This window comes from Niallia oryzisoli, assembly GCF_043641075.1.
Classification (GTDB): Bacteria; Bacillota; Bacilli; order Bacillales; family Cytobacillaceae; genus Bacillus_BD; species Bacillus_BD oryzisoli_A.
Map to the genome: position 1 here is coordinate 789,545 of NZ_JBHZRC010000001.1, position 19,945 is coordinate 809,489.

General features: G+C 37.1%; 22 protein-coding genes. 7 read left to right on the plus strand and 15 right to left on the minus strand.

All coding sequences use genetic code 11. The features are described 5' to 3' along the window. Nucleotides 1-32: 32 nt before the first annotated feature. From ACHUFV_RS04065 to ACHUFV_RS04080, 4 genes are all read right to left on the minus strand, one after another. The gene (locus ACHUFV_RS04065; protein ID WP_394232324.1) at nucleotides 33-497 is read right to left on the minus strand and encodes a YndM family protein; all 465 of its coding nucleotides are present in this window, start codon (nucleotides 495-497) and stop codon (nucleotides 33-35) included. 148 nt (nucleotides 498-645) lie between these two features. After that, complete coding sequence (locus ACHUFV_RS04070; protein ID WP_394232325.1) at nucleotides 646-1,359, minus strand: phosphoadenylyl-sulfate reductase; 714 nt, start codon at nucleotides 1,357-1,359, stop codon at nucleotides 646-648. A gap of 35 nt (nucleotides 1,360-1,394) precedes the next feature. Then, on the minus strand, nucleotides 1,395-1,925 hold the full coding sequence (locus ACHUFV_RS04075) for a histidine phosphatase family protein (RefSeq protein ID WP_394232326.1): 531 nt from the start codon (nucleotides 1,923-1,925) through the stop codon (nucleotides 1,395-1,397). Next, nucleotides 1,907-2,677, minus strand: coding sequence for a phosphosulfolactate synthase (locus tag ACHUFV_RS04080; RefSeq protein WP_394232327.1), 771 nt, complete (start codon nucleotides 2,675-2,677; stop codon nucleotides 1,907-1,909). Before ACHUFV_RS04080 ends, ACHUFV_RS04075 begins: the two co-directional genes overlap by 19 nt. A gap of 412 nt (nucleotides 2,678-3,089) precedes the next feature. Here ACHUFV_RS04080 and ACHUFV_RS04085 point away from each other — a divergent pair, with 412 nt between their 5' ends. Then, on the plus strand, nucleotides 3,090-3,209 hold the full coding sequence (locus tag ACHUFV_RS04085) for a DUF4023 domain-containing protein (protein WP_150439335.1): 120 nt from the start codon (nucleotides 3,090-3,092) through the stop codon (nucleotides 3,207-3,209). 65 nt (nucleotides 3,210-3,274) lie between these two features. Here ACHUFV_RS04085 and ACHUFV_RS04090 read toward each other — a convergent pair whose 3' ends face one another. The 6 genes from ACHUFV_RS04090 to zupT form a co-directional block, all read right to left on the minus strand. Beyond that, nucleotides 3,275-3,472, minus strand: a complete 198-nt coding sequence (locus ACHUFV_RS04090) for a hypothetical protein (protein WP_394232328.1) — start codon at nucleotides 3,470-3,472, stop codon at nucleotides 3,275-3,277. After that, nucleotides 3,453-3,965 carry a DUF3231 family protein gene (locus ACHUFV_RS04095; protein WP_394232329.1) on the minus strand — a complete coding sequence of 171 codons (513 nt, stop codon included), beginning with the start codon at nucleotides 3,963-3,965 and terminating at the stop codon, nucleotides 3,453-3,455. The genes ACHUFV_RS04090 and ACHUFV_RS04095 overlap by 20 nt, the downstream gene beginning before the upstream one ends. Before the next feature lie 195 nt (nucleotides 3,966-4,160). Continuing rightward, complete coding sequence (locus ACHUFV_RS04100; protein WP_394232330.1) at nucleotides 4,161-5,165, minus strand: polymer-forming cytoskeletal protein; 1,005 nt, start codon at nucleotides 5,163-5,165, stop codon at nucleotides 4,161-4,163. Nucleotides 5,166-5,355: 190 nt separating this feature from the next. Next, nucleotides 5,356-5,979, minus strand: a complete 624-nt coding sequence (locus ACHUFV_RS04105) for a polymer-forming cytoskeletal protein (protein ID WP_394232331.1) — start codon at nucleotides 5,977-5,979, stop codon at nucleotides 5,356-5,358. A 104-nt stretch (nucleotides 5,980-6,083) separates the two neighbouring features. Next, a complete protein-coding gene (locus tag ACHUFV_RS04110) occupies nucleotides 6,084-6,233 on the minus strand; it encodes a hypothetical protein (RefSeq protein WP_394232332.1) in 150 nt (49 codons plus the stop codon). A 50-nt stretch (nucleotides 6,234-6,283) separates the two neighbouring features. Further along, the gene (gene zupT, locus ACHUFV_RS04115) at nucleotides 6,284-7,093 is read right to left on the minus strand and encodes a zinc transporter ZupT (RefSeq protein ID WP_394232333.1); all 810 of its coding nucleotides are present in this window, start codon (nucleotides 7,091-7,093) and stop codon (nucleotides 6,284-6,286) included. A gap of 426 nt (nucleotides 7,094-7,519) precedes the next feature. Here zupT and ACHUFV_RS04120 point away from each other — a divergent pair, with 426 nt between their 5' ends. Then, nucleotides 7,520-8,413 (plus strand): LysR family transcriptional regulator, encoded by an 894-nt coding sequence (locus tag ACHUFV_RS04120; RefSeq protein WP_394232334.1) that lies wholly within the window; start codon nucleotides 7,520-7,522, stop codon nucleotides 8,411-8,413. 225 nt (nucleotides 8,414-8,638) lie between these two features. After that, complete coding sequence (locus ACHUFV_RS04125) at nucleotides 8,639-8,911, plus strand: hypothetical protein (RefSeq protein WP_394232335.1); 273 nt, start codon at nucleotides 8,639-8,641, stop codon at nucleotides 8,909-8,911. 70 nt (nucleotides 8,912-8,981) lie between these two features. Here ACHUFV_RS04125 and ACHUFV_RS04130 read toward each other — a convergent pair whose 3' ends face one another. The 3 genes from ACHUFV_RS04130 to ACHUFV_RS04140 form a co-directional block, all read right to left on the minus strand. Then, nucleotides 8,982-10,016 carry an amidohydrolase family protein gene (locus tag ACHUFV_RS04130; RefSeq protein ID WP_394232336.1) on the minus strand — a complete coding sequence of 345 codons (1,035 nt, stop codon included), beginning with the start codon at nucleotides 10,014-10,016 and terminating at the stop codon, nucleotides 8,982-8,984. Between the two features lie 55 nt (nucleotides 10,017-10,071). Beyond that, the gene (locus tag ACHUFV_RS04135) at nucleotides 10,072-10,986 is read right to left on the minus strand and encodes a VOC family protein (RefSeq protein WP_394232337.1); all 915 of its coding nucleotides are present in this window, start codon (nucleotides 10,984-10,986) and stop codon (nucleotides 10,072-10,074) included. A 195-nt stretch (nucleotides 10,987-11,181) separates the two neighbouring features. Next, nucleotides 11,182-12,132 (minus strand): NAD-dependent epimerase/dehydratase family protein, encoded by a 951-nt coding sequence (locus ACHUFV_RS04140; RefSeq protein WP_394232338.1) that lies wholly within the window; start codon nucleotides 12,130-12,132, stop codon nucleotides 11,182-11,184. 248 nt (nucleotides 12,133-12,380) lie between these two features. On the opposite strand from ACHUFV_RS04140, the gene ACHUFV_RS04145 reads away from it, so the two are divergent. The 3 genes from ACHUFV_RS04145 to ACHUFV_RS04155 are packed head-to-tail and all read left to right on the plus strand — an operon-like array spanning nucleotide 12,381 to nucleotide 15,696. Further along, nucleotides 12,381-13,292: a putative selenate ABC transporter substrate-binding protein gene (locus tag ACHUFV_RS04145; protein WP_394232339.1), complete on the plus strand. Its 912-nt coding sequence runs from the start codon at nucleotides 12,381-12,383 to the stop codon at nucleotides 13,290-13,292. Between the two features lie 12 nt (nucleotides 13,293-13,304). Further along, nucleotides 13,305-14,075 (plus strand): phosphonate ABC transporter ATP-binding protein, encoded by a 771-nt coding sequence (locus ACHUFV_RS04150; RefSeq protein ID WP_394232340.1) that lies wholly within the window; start codon nucleotides 13,305-13,307, stop codon nucleotides 14,073-14,075. Next, nucleotides 14,062-15,696, plus strand: a complete 1,635-nt coding sequence (locus ACHUFV_RS04155) for a PhnE/PtxC family ABC transporter permease (protein ID WP_394232341.1) — start codon at nucleotides 14,062-14,064, stop codon at nucleotides 15,694-15,696. The genes ACHUFV_RS04150 and ACHUFV_RS04155 overlap by 14 nt, the downstream gene beginning before the upstream one ends. Nucleotides 15,697-15,957: 261 nt before the next feature. Here the strand turns inward: ACHUFV_RS04155 and helD are convergent, their stop codons facing one another. Together helD and ACHUFV_RS04165 are read right to left on the minus strand one after the other, a co-directional pair. Next, nucleotides 15,958-18,318, minus strand: coding sequence for an RNA polymerase recycling motor HelD (gene helD, locus ACHUFV_RS04160; RefSeq protein ID WP_394232342.1), 2,361 nt, complete (start codon nucleotides 18,316-18,318; stop codon nucleotides 15,958-15,960). Between the two features lie 118 nt (nucleotides 18,319-18,436). Next, a complete protein-coding gene (locus ACHUFV_RS04165) occupies nucleotides 18,437-18,670 on the minus strand; it encodes a hypothetical protein (RefSeq protein WP_394232343.1) in 234 nt (77 codons plus the stop codon). 208 nt (nucleotides 18,671-18,878) lie between these two features. On the opposite strand from ACHUFV_RS04165, the gene ACHUFV_RS04170 reads away from it, so the two are divergent. Beyond that, on the plus strand, nucleotides 18,879-19,919 hold the full coding sequence (locus ACHUFV_RS04170; protein ID WP_394233374.1) for a M42 family metallopeptidase: 1,041 nt from the start codon (nucleotides 18,879-18,881) through the stop codon (nucleotides 19,917-19,919). Nucleotides 19,920-19,945: the final 26 nt, after the last annotated feature.

Sequence of the window (19,945 nt, forward strand, 5' to 3'; positions counted from 1 at the left end):
AAAAAACAGCTTTACAGCTGTTTTTTATTTTTTTAATATAGGTCATCTTTTTCTATGTCGTTAGTAAGGTCTTTTCTTTGAGGAGACAGCTCCTCTGAGGCCTCCGTCTGAAAACGTAAGCTTGTAGATGGATTAATCTTTTCTTGACTATCTTCTTTCGTAGCATTATTAGAAACATACTTATGAAAGAAGTATTCAAACAACGTAACAGCTAGAGCTGCAAGTAAAGACACGGTAAATATATTGTCACCTCGAGTAAAACTTTCACTCATAGACCAAATGACCAATAACGCAAGTCCAAAATCTGCAAGCGTTGCCATAGTATTATTCGTTTTTGGTAATATCAGCCTATCCCCAATCAAATAAGAAACGATTCCTAATACTAATGAAATTAAGAATACATTTCCAAATTCCATTCCATAGAATAATCCTAGAATAACATACAAAAGAACTAGATTTGAAATAAATTTGATTGTAAAATCTTTTACATGTTTCAATTTTTTCAGCTCCTTTTAAATGTTATTATGGTTATTTAATTGACTCCTATTCGTTCATCCAACACTTTTTCTTTCCCTTTATTCCTACAAACGAAAAGAAGATCCCCAATTGGAACCTTCTCCACTCATTTTATGAAAGCTAACTTTCTCATTTACCTTGGTGTAAACCGCACTCTGATTTTGAAAACCCTGCCCATCGTCCAGCGCGTTGATCCTCATTGCCCAAAACTGGCTGTGTACAAGGGGCACAGCCTATACTTGAATAACCTTTATCGTGTAATGGATTAAAAGGAAGTTTGTTTAATTGGATATAGGTTTGGATATCCTCCCATGTCCAATGGATAATAGGACAGATCTTTATTTTCTGGAATTTATCATCTTTATTAATAAATTGTGTCTTGCTTCTTGATGGAGACTGGTCTCGTCGTAAACCTGATATCCATGCCTTGGCATCCTTTAAGGCCTCTTTTAGTGGAACCACCTTCCGCATATGGCAGCAAAGATTTGGGTTATGTTTCCATAACTCGTCTCCATACCATTTTGCCTGTTCATCTAAAGAGCTTACAGGTTTCACTTTTGTAATTTGTAACGAAGGATACCGTTCTTTTACTTTTTCAATTAATTCATAGGTTTCTTTAAAATGCAGCCCGGTGTCCAGAAAAATAATTTTAGCTTGTTTATTCACCTTTGAAATTAAATCTATTAGTACGATTCCCTCTGCACCGAAACTACAGGCATATACAATTTCATCGCCATATTCGTTAAATGCCCATTTTAACACATCGAAATAATCCTTGAGATTACCCAGCATGCCTTCAACCTTTTTATTATCCCAATTTTCATACGATAATATTTCTGACAATAGTAAGCCCTCCCTTTCCGATGCCATCGTGACAATCAGTCAAATGTCAATGTAATACATTCGTTATTTCGAACGATTATTTTATTCATATAATTTATATGCCCATATTGGGCATATGAAACAATCGCTCTGATCCACGAGCCGTGACCAAATAGGAGGATATTTTCTTGCTGTTTATATTTATCGAGAAAGTCCCTAATCCGCTTTTCCAGGTTTAATACACTCTCACCCAGGACTATTTCCTGAGGATTATCCTCCCAACCCCTTCCATAGGCTTTAAAAAGCTCTTCCTTTGGACGCCCTTCAAATGGTCCAAAATCCAACTCATCCAACAGCCCCTCGGTTTCAGCACGATAACCATATAATTGAGCCGTTTGATGTGTCCTCTTCAAGGTACTGGCCAAAACTAAATTAAATGGAGCTAATGTAGAAAGAAGCTTTTGATTTTCATGAATTTCTACCTGAAGCCTTTCGGTTATAGGAGAAATATCAATATCCCTTTTTCCTTGAAGCAAGGTCTTCTTATTCCATTCTGTTGGTAAGTGTCTTATGAACGTAGCTCGCATTCAGTTTCCTCCAAATAAAACGTATCACTTCTAAGCCCGCATCTTTGTGTTTCTAAAAGTAATACGTCATTGATATTTACATTTCCTAAATTCACATTTGCCCCTAATTGATTAATAAAATAGCTTTGATGTTTTGTAGTTGGTGCCTCAAAAATGACTTTATTGCTATCGATTCCTTTTACCAGTTCCTGAATTAAATCTGCTTTTAGTCTTCCATTTCTATCATAAATACCAGCTGTACCTGAATCTCTGCCCTCTGTAATGACATATTTGCAGCCTGCTGCTAATAATATATTTATTTCCTCCTGCCATTCTTCAATCGTCATTTCCTGTGCAGAATCCTTTGAACCAACCTCTGCAATCACGAGGAATTCCTTTTTTATTTCATTAATGATGTCTAGTCGTTCCTCTAGTTTAATATCGATTGTACCATTTGATACCTCTACCCACTCTATACCCAATTCCCTTAAGCAATTTAAAAAATCAGGAAGCTTTTGTTGTAAATAGCACTTTTCAAATAAAGTTCCCCCAAAATAGGGCTTAATTTGATATTCTTTATAAAGCTCAATTTTTTCCTTTATATTTCGAGTAACATAGGCAGTTCCCATTCCAAATTTAGCAATATCTATAATGTGATGAAAATCCTTAAGTATATTCTCTAATTCTCCTATTGGAGTGCCTTTATCAATGATCGATGTTAGTCCAAACTTCCGGTTTCCTGAGGTCCTTTTTGGTAATTTTAAAAATTCCATCGGGAATGCGCCTCCTCTATATATCTAGGATAGATTATTCATTCATTGGGTAAGTGTGTAGATATTGGGCTTTTACCATTGGAAATAGGCCATTTTGCTTACATGATTCTCTAGTAAAAATCGAGTGAAATCAAAAACAAACGTTGCTGGATAACGGACGAAAGTAATCAGTTAAGTTGTGTAATTAGCACATACTGTATTTTTCATTAAATTAGTTTACCATAATATGATTATGTAGTTTTATATTCGGCAAACTCGAGGCCTTTTTGTGTAATTAGCACATAATGCTGCAAGAAAATTATCATTATAATTCTTTTTCCATAAGGGATTTATTATCGTGTTCATCTAATACATTTTTTTCAAGGAAATGGAGAAAGTAACAACTAGCGCCTAGAATAAAGGAGGGATTGAAATGGAGAATACAAATCAGTTTGTTGAGAAATTACATGAAAAACAACAAAAAGATGAACAAAATCGAAAACGCCAAGGCAGAGGGAATCCAAGTGGTAAGCTGCCAAACAAACAACATTAATTCATATACAAAAAGAACGCTTGATTTATATCAAGCGTTCTTTTTGTATAGAGAAGTACTGGGACCTAACTTTCTAGGTCTGATCTTTTACCAGGCTCTTCCTTCCGATTCGTTTCATTTCCGGTTGTCGATGTGTAGCCAACCCGGTAATGAAAATCCTTTTGTTGCTTTAATGCGTTAGGCATCCTATATTGTTCTTTATCTTGAAACTCGCCTGCTTTTGACATCGCTTTGCACCATCCCTTAACATTCTGCTTTGTCAAAATGGAGCGGCGGCGGTACAAGCCAGCCTTTTTCTTTCAGCAACTTAAGTGTTTTTGCTGCATATTGCGCTTTTTTCATATGGAATTGACCATACATCATAGCAATATCCTCACGTATGCACTGTCCGATAACAGTACTGCAGCTTACAAGACCAGCAGCAAGATCAACACCAAGCTGATTGGCAATTTCCGGATCCATAAAACGTGCACCTGGAGGAATCTGCTCCAAACAAGCCTTTGGACGTTCTGGTGGTGTAGGTGGCAGCCCGACACCATTTTCTTTTAAAATGATTTCGACCTCTTCAATTTCAGCCTTTGTTCCATTTTCTACTACGTCCTCAACCAGTTTTTTCAAATCCTCATCACCAATATGATTTAAAAGCGTTTCATATCCGGCCACAAAGGCTTTTGATGCAGTTAAATGTGTCCACAATGCAAAAACCTCTCCATAATGCATTGGCTCCTCTTTCGGATTTCCGCTAAGTATACCCATAATCATCCCCCTCAATTTGTACATAGCATTGCCCCTTTTTCTAGAGTGGCAGCATTAGTAGGTTGCCACTCATCTAACTTGAAAATGAGAGGAATATTTAACCAATTTTCTTTCTTCTATATATATAGACAGAAAAAGATGCAGGATAAATAAAAAACAGCGATCCGTAGAACGCTGCTTTTAGTCATTTTCGACTTATTTTTTTACTTCAGTCGCTCCAGTCACTTTACCTTCGATTACTGCAGCAGCTTTAAGATCTTCGCTTGCGAAGTATACATTACCATCGATTGTAGCATCAGCTGTTAATGTGAAGCCTTTTGCTTGTACATAAACATCACCTTTTACAATACCAGCTTGTACTTTGAAGTTCTCAGACTTCACTGTCATTTTTGGCACAGTTAATGTAAATCTTTCAAGCACATTGTGGTTCTCATCTTGTGTATATGGAGCAAATTTACGATAAATGTTTTTGCTTGGATCATTTTTATCGTGGAACTCACCTGCAACAACTAGTTCATCTTTAATTGTAACATCATTTAGAATCGCAAAAATCCATGTTCCCTTTTCACTAGCTGCTTTCTTTAATGCTTCTCCATCTTTTACGATTGATGCTGTAGTCACAACATCAGCATCTGCTGCTGCAACTTCTTGAGCCCCAGTTACTTTACCTTCGATAACTGCAGTAGCTTTTAAATCCTCACTTGCATAGTAGATGTTTCCATCGATTGTAGCATCAGCAGTTAATGTAAAGCCATTAGCTTCAACGTAAACATCACCCTTAACTGTACCAGCTTGTACTTTGAAGTTTTCAGACTGTACAGTCATTTTTGGTACAGTAAGTGTAAATCTTTCAAGAACGTTGTGCTGTTCATCTTGAGTATATGGTGCAAATTTACGATAGATATCTTGTGCTGCATCACCTTTGTTGTGGAATTCACCAGTGACAACAAGCTCTTCATCCATTTTAATGTCATTAAGAATCGCAAAAATCCATGTTCCATCCGCACTCGCTGCTTTCTTTAATGCCTCTGCATCACTTACGATTGATGCTGTAGTAACAGCATCTGTTGTTTCTTCCACTGCTTTCTCTTCTGTTGGTTCATTTGCTGCTGCTTCATCAGCTGGCTTTTCTTCATCAGCTCCACACGCCGCTAAAGTCCCTACTAATAATGTTGACGCTAACAATGCTTTGAATTTCATGTGCTTTTCCTCCTAGGATGATAATAATACTTCCTGAAATCAATTTATCATATTTTGTTTATCGATAGACGTATTGCATATGTACATTTTGTGAATTTATGATCATAATAAATTCACATTTTATATGGTAAAAAACTGTTGTTTAACCGAAAAAAAGACGCATGCAAATGCACACGTCTTTTTTCATTATTTATTGATTTGTTTCAGTAGATCCAGTCACTTTTCCGTCAATGACAGCTGAGTTTTTTAAATCTTCATTGGCATAGATAAGATTACCATCAATTGTTGCTGTTTTATCTAGTGTAAAACCTTGTGCTTCTACTACTACATCACCTTTAACAGTACCGCCTTGGATTTTAAAATTCGGGCTTTGTACGGTTAGCTTTGGTACAGTTAACGTATACGAAGCAGTTATATTATGATTTTCATCTTGTGAGTATAACGCAAGCTTTCGATAAATATCCTTCGTTGCATCATTTTTATCATGGAACTCTCCGGCAACGACTACTTCATCATCAACAGTTAGATCTTCAAGGATGGCAACAATCCATGTCCCTTCTTTACTCACTGCCTTTTTGAATGCATCCGGTTCATTTACAATCGATGCAGTTGTTAATGCATCGGTTGTTTGCTCCTTGTCTGCATCTTCTTTTTCAGTTTCTTCAGTAGCCGCATTATCCTCTGTTTCCTCTGCAGCTTTATCCTCATTTTCTGTTGTTGCGTTGTCATCTGCAGCTTTGTCATCATCACCGCCGCCACAGGCAGTTAATAGTCCTACTAAAAAGATTGATGTTAATAATGCTTTCCACTTCATACTTTTTCCTCCTTAACGTTTTTAATATTAAACTTTTTCATATTTTGCCTATAAAAAAACTTAATATACGTTATTGCTGATTATGTTATGGAAATGCTTCTGCTTTACACGTAAGTAATTGTTATTGCTGCAACAAATGGTTGATCAACCTTTGTTCTTAGCCCTTCACAGGTCTGCAAATGAGAGATTTGAGCGATGAGTAGGAATCTTTTTGCTCTACATGTATCTTTTCCTGCAAGCGTAAAAACATGCATGTTACGATTTAAGCAAAAAAAATCCCATTCGGGACTTTTAATGGTTTTCATTAGAGAAATAACAATAAGCTTAAAGCCATAACAGCCATCCCACCGATTAATCCATAAATCGAAGTATGCGCTTCATCATATTTTTTTGCAGCAGGTAGCAATTCGTCTAGGGAAATAAAAACCATGATACCAGCTACAGCGGCAAAAATAATACCAAACATAATATCATTTAAAAATGGCATCAGCACTAAATATGCGAGAAAGGCACCTATGGGCTCTGACAGACCTGATAAAAATGAAAGCTTAAATGCCTTTTTCTTACTTCCCGTAGCAAAATAAACAGGTACCGAAACAGCAATGCCTTCAGGAATATTATGAATCGCAATCGCTGCTGCAATAGCCATCCCTAATGCAGGATCCTGGATTGCTGATGTAAACGTTGCTATGCCTTCAGGAAAGTTATGAATTCCAATCGCAAGCGCTGTGAATGTTCCCATTTTTAAGAGCGCCGGATCATTTGCTGCTGATACGGGCTGTTTCATTTCCTCCACTCTTTTTAACTCATGGGGATTGCTCTGCTTCGGGATAAATTTATCAATCAACGCAATCATTAGCATCCCAGCAAAGAAGCCGCCGACAGTTGCCCAATTTCCCGGCACCTTCCCCATTGCACTAATGAGGGCATCCTTTGCTTTAACGAAAATTTCAATCATCGAGACATAAATCATTACACCAGCGGAAAATCCAAGTGCTAATGACAAAAATTTCGTATTTGTCCTTGACGTAAAAAAGGCCAATATACTGCCAATTCCAGTGGCTAAACCTGCTAATAGCGTAAGGCCTAATGCAAATATTACATTTTCCGGCATCTATTTCCTCTCCTTTATATTTCCTCTCCTCTATAAATCTTTTAGACAAGCTAAAATATGTTGCGCAAAGGCAATTTTTATTACAAAAAAATATCTGCTTTACCATATGCATATTCTCTAAAAAAGTTTCCTGTGCACAACATTTTAATCTAAAGTAAAAACACTTTCAATTAATACGCTTATAAAAACACTAAAAAACGTGAAAATATTATTCTCGACTAATTAATCCGATTTATTTTGACGCTCTTAATAAATATTTGAATAAATAAATTGAAAGATTAAAAATTACATACTATTATTAGAAGATAATATACTTTTTTCTTTTCTTTTTAAATCCCCCCAAAACCATGATTCCAAGACACCAATAGTTGTTGCAGCTTTCTTAAGGACATGCCTTTTATAATAATAATTGAAGGAGGGACAGAATTGGATAATGAACAACTTTTAACATTTATTACCGTTTATGAATTTAATAATTATTCACGGGCAGCAGAGTATTTAAATCTAACTCAGCCAGCCGTAACAGCCAGAATTCAAAAGCTTGAATTAGAACTTGATTGTAAATTGTTTTATCGAGATGGGAAAAAAATACTTTTAACAGAGGAAGGAAAAGCGTTACTTCCACTTGCCCGAAACATATTAAATTATATGAATGAAGCCAAACACACGATAGACCTTTTAAAATCTCCAACGTTAACAATAGGATTATCTCCTGCCTTCTCTGTATTCATTATTTTAGAAATATTATCATTATTAAGAGAGGAAAATAAAAAATCTTTTGATTTAATTGAGGCAATGGATTCAATTGAAATCTCAAATATGATTACAAAGGGTATAATTGATATTGGTTTGGTAAGGGATGTTATTCCATTTAATGATCTTGAGTATCAGTTCCTTTTTCATGAAAAGCTCGTATTCGTTGTAGGAAAAGATCATCCTCTAGCGCAAAAATCCGAAATAACAAAAGCAGATTTAATCGGACAAACGATGATTTGCTATCGTAGGGAAACACCTATCTGGATTAAAATTGATGAAAAATTAGTAGGTGTAGAGGATCTACAGAGAATTGAGGTAGGAAGCTTTGAAATGGTTAATTTAATGGTGAAAAATAACTGGGGATTTAGTATAATTCCTGAGTTATCTCTCGGTAACGATCCGGGTGTTATCAATAATGATTATTGCATCATACCGTTTCCGGAATTTGAAAATCTCACCTTTAATATTGCAGGTATTTATAAAAAGAACTCTCCAAAATTAGACAGTATCCATTTATTTTTACAATTTTTTGAAGCTACCTTAAAGAATAGAAATACAAATTAATATAACAAACAAGCAAATCAAAAGGGCATTTCTTATGAGGAATTGGAAGGATGAAATCTTTCCAATTCTTTTGAGGAATGCCTATTATTGTAATATAGGTTATTTTTGACAAGTTTTGTCGTTTGTATTGATTTTTTGCCTAAATGCTTTAAAATAATGACATACATTGTAAAGTTAATGTAAAGATTATATTAAACTTATTGACAGCAAGGAGGTTTTATAGCTATGAAAATCGCTGAATATTGCGGTAATTTTGAACTATCCATCATCCAGTTCATCTACTCCCTGACGGATGAAGTAAATGAAAAAATTAAAAAAAGGAAGTTATTTTACAAAGAGCAAATCATTCGTTATATTCAAAAATGCATTGATTCATTCTTTATACAGCACAATTTGAAAGCTGCTCTCCTACAAGCGTACAAAAACGATGTGTTTAACACGATTATGTTTAAATTAAAGAACATATTAAAGGAGAATCATATTTTCCAATGTATATAAATTCCAAAAGTCAATAAAAAGAGAACTTTTCCTTACAAGCAGTAAAGGTAAAGTTCTCTTTTCATTAATATTACTTAACTGGTTCTTTTACATAGTTTTCTTTATTTAAACCAAGGAAATTAACAGCATTTTCGCCAAGCATCTTTTTCTTATCCTCTTCAGCAAGCTCCATCACGTCAATTACTTTACCAGATGGAATTTCACGTAATACGAACGGATAATCAGAACCTGCCATTAATTTATCTGTTCCAAATTTATCAATCATAAATTGAAGATTCTTTGGATCGTATACTAGCGTATCGAAATAAAGCTTCTGCGCATAATAGCTTGGTTTTTCTTCTGTTGTACGAATATTCGGCCATGATTCCCAAGCCTGATCAATTCGAGCCAGCACATACGGGAATGAACCTCCACCATGTGAGAAGCAAATTTTTAAATTAGGATATTTTTCTAATATACCGCTAAAAATTAAGCTTGCTGCAGCCAAAGCTGTTTCAGATGGCATACCGATTGAATACATGAAATTATGTCTAGGCATTCTTTCCACACCAACAGTTGCCCATGGATGAACAAAAATAGGAACATCCATTTTAGCTGCCGCTTCAATGAATTTTAAAATTTCAGGATCATCAAGTGTCTTCCCATTTGCATTACTGCCGATTTCAATTCCTTTTAAACCTAATTCATTAATTGCTCTTTCCATTTCAGCAATGGCTAAATCAGCATCCTGTAAAGGAACTGTTCCCAAACCGACAAAACGATTAGGATATTCTGCAACAACAGAAGCAATGAAATCATTTTGTGCTTTTGAAAGCTCTAAGCATTTTTCCGCATCTGCCCAGTACGCGAATGTAACCGGAATAGGAGAAAGAACTTGTACATCGATACCTTCTTCATCCATTTGAGCAATACGTTTTTTCGGATCCCAAGCATTATCATCAATTTTACGGAATGACTTGCCATCCTTATAAATTTCAGCTCCACACTCACAAGTATGTCTTAATGTTGGGAAACGATTGTCACCGTATTTCTCTTCGAAATCAGGGAAATTATCAGGAATAATATGTGCATGAAAATCCACACGAAAATGTTTTTCTTTAGACAAGATGTCCCCTCCTCATTATTTTCTCTTTTTTATATGAAATTACTAGTTTTTATGATTAGTTATGAACCTTTGCAAGATCCTCTTCAATGATTTTACCGTATTTTGCAAAGTTAGGTTTTGGAGATCCGCCCCACTCATCAATTGTTTCCTTACTTGGTTCTAAGCGGCGTGGCTCTCTTGCACCTTCTTCAGGAAATTCTTCCATACCTTGGCTGTACTCCAATGTTAAACCGTCTGGATCAGCGAAGTATAAGAAAATACTTCCAGATGGATGGTGTCTACCAGGTCCAAAAAGAATAGGAACATTTTGATCATTTAAGCGGTTAACTTGTTTACCGATATCATCAATTGTTTCTGCTTGGTATGCAAGATGATTCAATTTATTTTCAGGACCTTTTGTGATGGCAAGATTGTGGTGGTATGGTGTTGGGAATGCACGTAACCATGCCCAAGCTGTTTCTCTGCCTGAAGTGTCAGAAATTCGGAAGTTTAATGTATTAGTATAGAAATCTAATAGTTCGTCGAAGCGGTTTGTATCATATACTACATGCAAGAATCTTGTGATTTTTGCATCCTTTGGAACAAATGGCAATCCCATTTGCATCATTTCTACATAGAATTCATACGTAACGCCGATAATAGGATCTTTGAAACGCAGGGTTCTGCCTTGTGCTAGACTTTGTGTTTCTTTTACACTTAATTCAACTGGGTTTAAGCCTTGCTCTGTCAAGTAGTCGAACACACCTTGGAATTGAGAAGCTTTTTCAAGTTCGAACGCAACTCTTTTTAATCCAGCTTCAGGACCTTGTTCAAGAATTAAATTATGATGATCACGACTGCTTCTTAGGTATACGGTTTCATTTTCCCGCTCAACAAACTGCATACCTACAACATTTTCATAAAAATCTGTTGATTTATTTAAATCTGTTACACTTAATACAACATAGCCTAATTTTTTATAGCGAATCATTAGTCATCCTCCTGTTGCCGTTTTAATTATTTGAATATAATACAAATTTACATGAAATTCGACTTCTTGTCTAATTATATATTTTTGGGAAACACTTTATATATTGAAAATTATTTTTTTATTATCAACGAAATTATTACTCTTATAAAAATGTCAACTAATATGCTTGTTTATAAAAGTAAATAAAATTGGTTCCTATGGTAATAGTTTATAAGAGAGCTTCTCTATCATATCCTTCGTCATAGTTGTTAGATTATATTGGACTGAAAAACCCCACTCCTTCTTCGCAGCAGCAGCATCAATATGATTCGGCCAACTATCAGCAATGGCCTGCCTAACAGGCTCAATCTGATAATCCATCGTAAATGCGGGTAGATATTTTTTAATTTCTGCGGCAAGTTCTTCTGGCGAAAAGCTCATGCTTGTCACATTATAGGCATTTCGATGCTTGAGTCGTAATGGATCTGCTTCCATTACATCTACTATCGCTTGCAGTGCATCCGGCATATACATCATATCCATATACGTTCCTGGTTCCAGATAGGAAGTGTACCTGCCATTTTTAATTGCTTCATAAAATATTTCAACTGCATAATCTGTCGTCCCGCCTCCGGGTAATGCCGTATGAGAAATCAAGCCTGGAAACCGTAATCCCCTTGTATCAACATTATATTTATGAAAATAGTAATCATTTAAAAGTTCTCCAGCTACCTTATTTACTCCATACATTGTAACTGGGCGCAGTCCTGTTTCCTGAGGAGTCATAGCTTTTGGTGCTGTAGGTCCAAATACAGCAATTGAACTAGGAGTAAATAGTTTAGCTTGAAGTTCCCTTGCCGTTTCAAGTGCGTTTACTAACCCCTCCATATTAAGATGCCAGGCTGCAAGTGGATTCCCTTCTGCAGCAACAGATAAAAGGGCCGCTAAATGAATAATTGTATCTGCTTGAAATTGATTTGCTCGATCATAGAACCCTTTCCTATTCATTACATCCAAGAGTTCAAATGGCCCTGTTTGAACTACTTCAGAGTCATTTCTCCTGATATCTGTTGCCAAAACCTGGTCACTTCCATAAAGCTTTCGCAAAAATAGCGTTAATTCCGAACCAATCTGACCTAGGGCACCAGTGATCATGATACGTTTCATGTTATCCCCTCTCCATTCTATACATTTAAGGACGTCTTTCTTCTATTGTATGAACAAGAAAATGAACTGAACCTAGTAACGGAAAATTGATTCTACTCGTAAAAAGCGGGATTCATTAATGAAAAAATCGATAGCTAATTCATTTTCTCATCGATTAAATGAATATAAATTAATTGATATTTCCTATCGGTTAATTAACTATTCAAGTATAATAACAGAGGTATATTAAATTATTTGGAGGCTGTATAATGAAAAAGCTTTATACAGCAGGCATTGCCCTGCTATTGTTATTACTACTTTCTGCCTGCTCTGGTTCTAAAGAAGAAGATAAAAGCACTACTTCAACAGAAGGCGGAACAGAAAAAACAGAAGAAGTGTTTAAAATTGGTGCCATACCGGATCAAAACGCTGCAGATATGAATAGAAGCTTAAGCAAATTAGCTGATTATTTAAGTGAAAAAACAGATCTTAAAGTCGAATATGTTCCATCGGTAGATTACGCCGCACTTGTAACTGCTTTTGAACGCGGTGAAATTCAATTAGCTTGGTTTGGCGGACTTACAGGGGTGCAGGCAAGAAATGTGGTGCCTGAAGCTGAAGCGATTGCACAAAGACCAATGGACGAGGAATTTCAATCAGTTTTTATTTCTGGAGTTAACACAAATATTAAAAGTCTTGAGGACTTAAAGGGTCAAAGTTTTACGTTCGGAAGTGAAAGCTCTACATCTGGTCACTTAATGCCGCGTTATTTTCTAAAAGAAGCAGGTATTAACCCTGAAAAGGATTTTGATGGACAGCCGAATTATTCCGGCTCACATGACAAAACCTATAAATTAGTCGAATCTGGATCAATGAAGGCTGGTGTGTTAAACATCTCGGTATGGGAAGCAGCCGTTGCAGAAAAGAAAGTGGATACAAGTAAAGTAAATGTTTTCTACACAACGCCAAGCTATTATGATTATCATTGGACAATCAATGCGGTTGATGAAACATTCGGTGAAGGTACGAAACAAAAAGTGACTGATGCCATCCTTGCCATTAACAGCAAGGACCAGCCAGAAATCATGGAGCTGTTCCAATCAGATAACTTTATTCCGACCAAAAATGAAAACTATAAGGCAATTGAACAGGTTGCTAAGGAAGTTGGCATTATAAAATAGAAGGTGAAGATGTTGACATCATCAACAAACATAATTGAAGTGAAAAATTTAACGAAAAACTACGAGCGGAAGATAGCCTTATCTTCCCTTTCTTTTTCTATTAAAAAAGGAGAATTAGTGGCGATAATCGGACCAAGCGGCGCCGGCAAAACCACCCTGCTGAATACATTTGCGACCATTATCAAGCCTGATGATGGATTCTTGACCATTGCCGGGACTCCATCCGAAAAACTTACGAATCGCAAAGCTTTAGCCAAAAAAATAGGCCTTATCAGACAGCAGTTCGACCTTGTCGGGCAGCTGCCAGTGATTCATAATGTACTAGCAGGCCGCCTGGCAGATTGGGGATTATTCAAATCTCTTTTATCCCTTATTTTCCCGCAGGAAAAACAGGCTGCACAAAAAGCCTTAGAAAGAGTGGGACTTGCTGATAAGATAAAGGATCAAACCGCAAAATTATCCGGTGGAGAACAACAACGGGTGGCATTAGCCCGCCTTCTTTTACAAAAACCGGAAATTATCTTGGCAGATGAACCGGTTGCTTCATTAGACCCTGCCCGCGCAGAGGACATTCTTTCCATGTTAACAAAGCTTGTAAAAGAGGAGAATCAAACCTTAATTACCAGCTTGCATTCAGTTGATTATGCAAGGAAATATTTTACAAGAATCATGGCCATCAAAGACGGTCAGATTTTTTTTGATTTGCCTGTAGATGAAGTAAGTGATGAATTATTGTCTGATCTTTATCTGCTAAAGGAGCGGTCAGATAATGCTGAATCTTAAACACACGTTCCAGCTGCAGCGAAAAAACATTTTAACGATTTTTCTTGCCGCAGCGTTTATTTGGAGCTTGTTTGCCGTTACTTGGAGTGAAGATTTGGTTCATTCCGGAGGCTTAGCTACCATCAAACAAGTCTTAGTTGCGCTCATACATCCTAATTTATCACAAGAAATTATTCAATTAGCCATCGAATCCACATGGATTACATTAGCTTATGCAGTTTGTGGTATGACCTTGGCAATCGTTATTGCCTTTTTCTTGGGTATTTTTGCCTCGGGGATTCTGCATGAACATAAGGGATCAAAACTCATTTCCAAGGGAATCTTTCGGGGGATTCTTGGATTTTTGCGAGCCATCCATGAGCTGGTTTGGGCGTTAATTTTTGTTGCCATTTTTGGCCTTTCTCCCCTCTCCGCTATTTTAGCGTTAGGCATCCCATACGGAGGGATATTAGGCCGTATATTTGCTGATATGCTAAACGATGTTCCGAAAGAACCCATTCAGGCACTCCGTTCATCTGGTGCATCTAAACTGCAATGCCTTCTCTATGGCTATTTCCCTCTTGTTCGTGCAAATATCATCAGCTATACAATGTATCGCTTTGAATGCGCCATCCGCTCATCAGCAATTATGAGCTTTGTTGGCCTAGGGGGACTTGGTTTTCAAATCCAATTATCCTTAAATGACTTAAAGTATGACGAGGTCTGGACCTTTCTCTTCTTTTTAATTGGAATTGTCGTACTCGTTGACAGCTGTAGTGTTCATATCAGAAAAGGAATGCATGAGGCAAAAAAAGGCTTTACCTTTGTTACATTTTTCTCTCTCTTAACCATCGTTTTGATGGTACTGTCGTGGGGATTTATTTTTATTTTTGAGCAGGCGAGCTTAAAGGATTTACTCTCAGAAAAAAATGCCTATTATGCACAGAAGTTTTTTGCAGGATTATTCGGAATAGGTGGAGTGGAGCAGCCTGCTTTTTTAAGCAGTGAGTCCTGGAAAGAAGCGCTCAAGCTTACATATGAAACATTAAGAATGAGCGTCATGGCAATAGGCTTTTCAACGATAGCCATGTTTTTAACCGTCATACCTGCTGCAAGAAATATTGCAGATGGGTCCCTTACCTTAATTAGAAAATGGTATAACTGGCTCTTGTTTGGCTTCGTACGAATGTCGTATATTTTCAGCCGTGCTATCCCGGAGCTAGTTTGGGCGATGATTATCGTTTTTATTTTAAAGCCTGGGATTTTGCCTGGTGCCATTGCATTGGCACTGCATAACTTTGGTATCCTTGGAAAGCTTTGTGCCGAAGTGATTGAAGATTTGGATGAACGACCTGTCCGTAATCTTGCCTCAAGCGGCGCTTCTAAAAGCCAAATTCTTTTGTATGCTGTCCTGCCGGCTGTGATGCCTCAGTTTCTAATGTATATTTTATACCGCTGGGAGGTCATCATGCGGACAACAATTGTTGTTGGCTTTGTCGGCGCCGGAGGTTTAGGTCAGCAGTTTAAAATGAGTCTCAGCTTCTTTCATTATACAGATGTTACGCTACTGCTCCTTTGTTACTGTATCCTCGTTTTTATTGCTGATTTTATATCGGAAGCAGCCCGTAAAGCTGCAAAATAGTATGCTTGCTTAGTTTTAGGTCCTGTTAGACATAGTTGTTGATTTCCGTTCCAGACACTTCGCGCACCTTAGGGCGACCGCCGAGCCTCCTCGACACTTCGTGTCTGCGGGGTCTTGACTGTCTCGCTTCTCCCGCAGGAGTCTTCGTGCCTTCCACTACAATCAACATGTTAATTAAAATCAGCATATTATTTAATAAAGCATAGTAATAAAAAAAATGGAACGCCGCACTAATTAGGTGCGGCGTTCCGTTTTTTTCTGTTAAAGCTTTCTTTCCTGCAGTTTTATCTGTTCTTGATTCTCTACTACATCATAGGCGGCTTCAGGCTGTCTTGAAATAAACATGCTCTCTTTACCGAGCGAAAATAAATGTAACTCATGCATAGCCCTTGTACAGGAGGTATAAAATAATTCACGTTCCATTTCCCTGCCAAATTTTTGCTGTGATGCGTCATACATGATAACAGCATCAAACTCGATTCCTTTCGCTAAATACGCTGGAATAAATACGAGCCCTTTTTCATAATGGATTGATCCCTTTTCCATTAAATGGCCATCGATTTCACCCGACAATACTTGATAGGCACGCTTTGTCTCATTTGCATTTTTCCCAATCACGGCAATCGTTTGATAACCACTAGCACGCAATGCCTGAATACACGCAAGTACCTTTTTCTGTAATTCCTGTTCCTCTGACACGATTGTTAGTGTTGGTTTCCTTCCTTCTCGGTTAAACGGTTCAATCTTTTCACCGTCAATGACCAAGCCCCTTGTAAATTCTACAATTTGTTTTGTAGACCGATAACTTTTCGTCAGGGTAATCGTTTCTTTCTCTGAATCAGGATCAACCTGAAAAATATTCACCATATCCTTTGAATGCAGAAAAATAGCTTGATTCATATCACCTAGCAAGGTCATTCTACTATATGGAAATAACTCCTTCAAATAAGCAAATTGAAAAGGAGAATAATCCTGTGCTTCGTCAATAAAGACATGACGTATACTTAAATTCACCTTTCTTCCTTCAATTCGTTCTTTTAAATACAAAAACGGGGTCGCATCCTCATACGTAAGAACATTTTTCTGCAAGGCAGTAATTGATATTTGACAAATTTGCTCCCATTCAAGGGGTAAATCCTTTGCTAAATGGTGCTGATCAGTAAATAATTGCTGGTAAATCTTTTTCATATCAATGAACCTAAGCCGTTTCACACTGTGAATCAGCGGCTTCATTTCACGGTTTACAACTTGTTTAACAAGAAATTTCTTTTCCTCTTCAAAATCATTAAACGTATCATCATGATGTCCATGTTTTTTCTTATAGGCATTGTAGGCTGCTAAATAATCTTCCTTCTCTAAAAATTGGATTTCTTCTTCCACCCATCTCTTTTTCTGTTCCTTTTTAGCCTGAACCTTCAGTTGTTTTATGATCCAATCCTTTACAATTTGAATACGATTAGCGATCGACATGCTCGTATCAAGCCTATAAAATTGATCGAGTATATCCATTTTAGATACAATCACCTTACCACGAAAAAAAATATCCTTAAAATAAAGTCCCCCAAGATGAATGGAATCAAGAAAAGAATCAATAAAGGCTTTAAATTGGAGACTGCCTTTAAAACGAATACTTACCATTCTTGTTTGATAATACGCTGATTCTTCTTCATTAAGTAAAAATTCCAGCTGTGTAAACGGATCCTCCAGCTTATAATGGGATCCTAATTGACTATCTAAATATTCTTGAAAGGTCGTCTGTTTCATATTTTCTTCACCTAATTCCGGGAGTACGGTAGAAACATAGCTGTTAAACAAGGGATTAGGCGAAAATAACATGATGTTTTCAGAAGTTAGAGTTTCTCTGTAGCGGTACAGTAAATAGGCAACTCGCTGCAGGGCTGCAGATGTTTTCCCGCTGCCGGCAACACCCTGCACAACAAGCAATTTACTTTTTTCATTACGAATGATACGATTTTGCTCTCTTTGAATCGTTGCAACAATGCTCTTCATTTGTGTACTTGCATTTGCACCAAGCACTTCCTGGAGCATCTCATCCCCGATTGTAATTCCGGTATCAAACATGGAAATCATTCGACCGTTTCGGATAATAAACTGCCTCTTCAAGGACATTTCACCGGATATCGTTCCCTCAGGTGTTACATAGGAAGCGGGTCCTGGAGGATAATCATAGTATAGGCTTGAGATAGGTGCGCGCCAATCATAAATCAGAAATTGTTCCTCATTTCGGTCCATAAAAGAGGCGATCCCTAAATAAATGGACTCAATCTCTTCTCCCTCTTCTTTAAAATCGATTCTTCCAAAGTATGGAGAGTCCTTTAACCGAGCTAATGTTTTTAATCGTTTGTGAATTTGTCCATGACTGCGTTCCCTCTCAGACAATAATTCGGCCTGCTGCTTTATACTCGTAAAGGTTTCGATAACATCATCAGGTTCATCAAGGTTTACCGTGACATCCTGCCAAAATGTTTTTCTGAGTTCAAGAGTATCTGTTTTGACATCACTGCTGCGATTCTGTAATTTATCCATTGCGTGCTTTATCTCAACAATGATTTGATCAATTCGCTCTTGTTCCTGAGACAGTTCCTTCTCTTCTTTACTCATAAGACCAACTCCTACAAAACAATCGTTATTTATATCCATATCAAATCATGCTGCGCTAATTTCAGAATATTCACTGCCGTTTCGGGTGTAACAACGATTGTGTTTTGTTTTCCACTTACTAATCCTTGTTTAACAGCAGCAGCATTTGTTTATTTCGCTCTTCCTTCTCCGTAGCAGACGATAAATCATATTTTTTTAGTAAATGGAACATGTCATTTAATTCTGCCTGGGTGTGTACCACTGATAAGTACCCAGCAAGCTTTGTCTTTATTTCATCCGGTAAAAAAGGACGTTGCGCTTCAAATTTATTCATAACGTCTTCTTGGCTGTGATCCAATTTACAAGTTCCCATTCCTTCATTCCCCTTTATAATCAAATACAAGCATGTATGCTACATTTTACTAACATAAATCAAATTATATCTGTCTTTGCATATTGTATCAAATGAAAACGGTCTTGTTATTCATCAAACCCACGGTTGTTCTTACTTAACTTTTGCATTTAGAGGTATACTTATTACAGAAGGCTTTTTATATAGAAAGGAGAGGCTGCTTTTGTCAATCAATCATGCTGAAACAGTTAAACTTTTACAAGACCTCTTACAAGTCCCAAGTCCATCCGGAAATACATACGAGATCATTTCTTTTGTTGAAGCTTTTCTATCTGAACTGCAGATTGAAACAAAACGAAACCGAAAGGGCGGACTAATTGCCACTTTGCCAGGTCAGGATTCACTTCATCATCGTATGCTGACAGCTCATGTTGATACACTTGGTGCTATGGTTAAAGAAATAAAAACGAATGGACGCTTAAAGCTTGATTTGATCGGCGGCTTTAAATATAACTCGATTGAAGGGGAATATTGTACAATCGAAACGTCCAGCGGTAAAAAATATTCGGGAACCATTCTCATGCATCAGACATCTGTACATGTCTATAAAGATGCAGACAAAGCGGAACGAAATCAAGACAACATGGAGGTCAGAATCGATGAAAAGGTGCACAGTGCAGATGATGTTCGTGCACTTGGCATTGAGGTCGGCGATTTTATTTCCTTCGATCCGCGTGTTGAAATAACCCCCTCCGGATTTATTAAGTCAAGACATTTAGATGATAAAGCAAGTGTGGCAATTCTTTTGCAGCTAATCAAAAGAATCAAAACGGACAACATCACACTGCCTTACACAACCCATATCCTTATATCAAATAATGAAGAAATCGGTTATGGAGGAAACTCAAATATTACTCCGGAAACGGTAGAATTTTTAGCCGTTGATATGGGTGCTATTGGTGACGGACAATCCACAGATGAATATACTGTATCCATTTGTACTAAGGATGCGAGTGGACCCTATCATTATGAACTCAGAAAACGGCTTGTAAAGCTTGCACAGGAAAATGGAATTCAATATAAACTCGATCTCTATCCATTTTATGGATCCGACGCTTCAGCAGCACTTCGCGCAGGTCATGATATTATCCACGGCTTGATAGGACCAGGAATTGATGCGTCACATGCATTTGAGCGAACACATCAACAGGCACTCGAACAAACAGCTGAACTGTTATTCCATTATATACAATCTGACATGCTCCTTTAATATGCATGAAAAAAGCCGGAATTCAC

What these genes read in the sequence shown, in the direction of transcription:
- ACHUFV_RS04145 (WP_394232339.1), top strand. Translation starts at nt 12,381, where the DNA reads ATGAAAAAGCTTTATACAGCAGGCATTGCCCTGCTATTGTTATTACTA.
- ACHUFV_RS04155 (WP_394232341.1), top strand. Translation starts at nt 14,062, where the DNA reads ATGCTGAATCTTAAACACACGTTCCAGCTGCAGCGAAAAAACATTTTA.
- ACHUFV_RS04105 (WP_394232331.1), bottom strand. Translation starts at nt 5,979, where the DNA reads ATGAAGTGGAAAGCATTATTAACATCAATCTTTTTAGTAGGACTATTA.
- ACHUFV_RS04165 (WP_394232343.1), bottom strand. Translation starts at nt 18,670, where the DNA reads ATGGGAACTTGTAAATTGGATCACAGCCAAGAAGACGTTATGAATAAA.
- ACHUFV_RS04080 (WP_394232327.1), bottom strand. Translation starts at nt 2,677, where the DNA reads ATGGAATTTTTAAAATTACCAAAAAGGACCTCAGGAAACCGGAAGTTT.
- helD (WP_394232342.1), bottom strand. Translation starts at nt 18,318, where the DNA reads ATGAGTAAAGAAGAGAAGGAACTGTCTCAGGAACAAGAGCGAATTGAT.
- ACHUFV_RS04075 (WP_394232326.1), bottom strand. Translation starts at nt 1,925, where the DNA reads ATGCGAGCTACGTTCATAAGACACTTACCAACAGAATGGAATAAGAAG.
- ACHUFV_RS04095 (WP_394232329.1), bottom strand. Translation starts at nt 3,965, where the DNA reads ATGGGTATACTTAGCGGAAATCCGAAAGAGGAGCCAATGCATTATGGA.
- ACHUFV_RS04125 (WP_394232335.1), top strand. Translation starts at nt 8,639, where the DNA reads ATGAAAATCGCTGAATATTGCGGTAATTTTGAACTATCCATCATCCAG.
- ACHUFV_RS04085 (WP_150439335.1), top strand. Translation starts at nt 3,090, where the DNA reads ATGGAGAATACAAATCAGTTTGTTGAGAAATTACATGAAAAACAACAA.
- zupT (WP_394232333.1), bottom strand. Translation starts at nt 7,093, where the DNA reads ATGCCGGAAAATGTAATATTTGCATTAGGCCTTACGCTATTAGCAGGT.
- ACHUFV_RS04135 (WP_394232337.1), bottom strand. Translation starts at nt 10,986, where the DNA reads ATGATTCGCTATAAAAAATTAGGCTATGTTGTATTAAGTGTAACAGAT.
- ACHUFV_RS04110 (WP_394232332.1), bottom strand. Translation starts at nt 6,233, where the DNA reads ATGCATGTTTTTACGCTTGCAGGAAAAGATACATGTAGAGCAAAAAGA.
- ACHUFV_RS04100 (WP_394232330.1), bottom strand. Translation starts at nt 5,165, where the DNA reads ATGAAATTCAAAGCATTGTTAGCGTCAACATTATTAGTAGGGACTTTA.
- ACHUFV_RS04140 (WP_394232338.1), bottom strand. Translation starts at nt 12,132, where the DNA reads ATGAAACGTATCATGATCACTGGTGCCCTAGGTCAGATTGGTTCGGAA.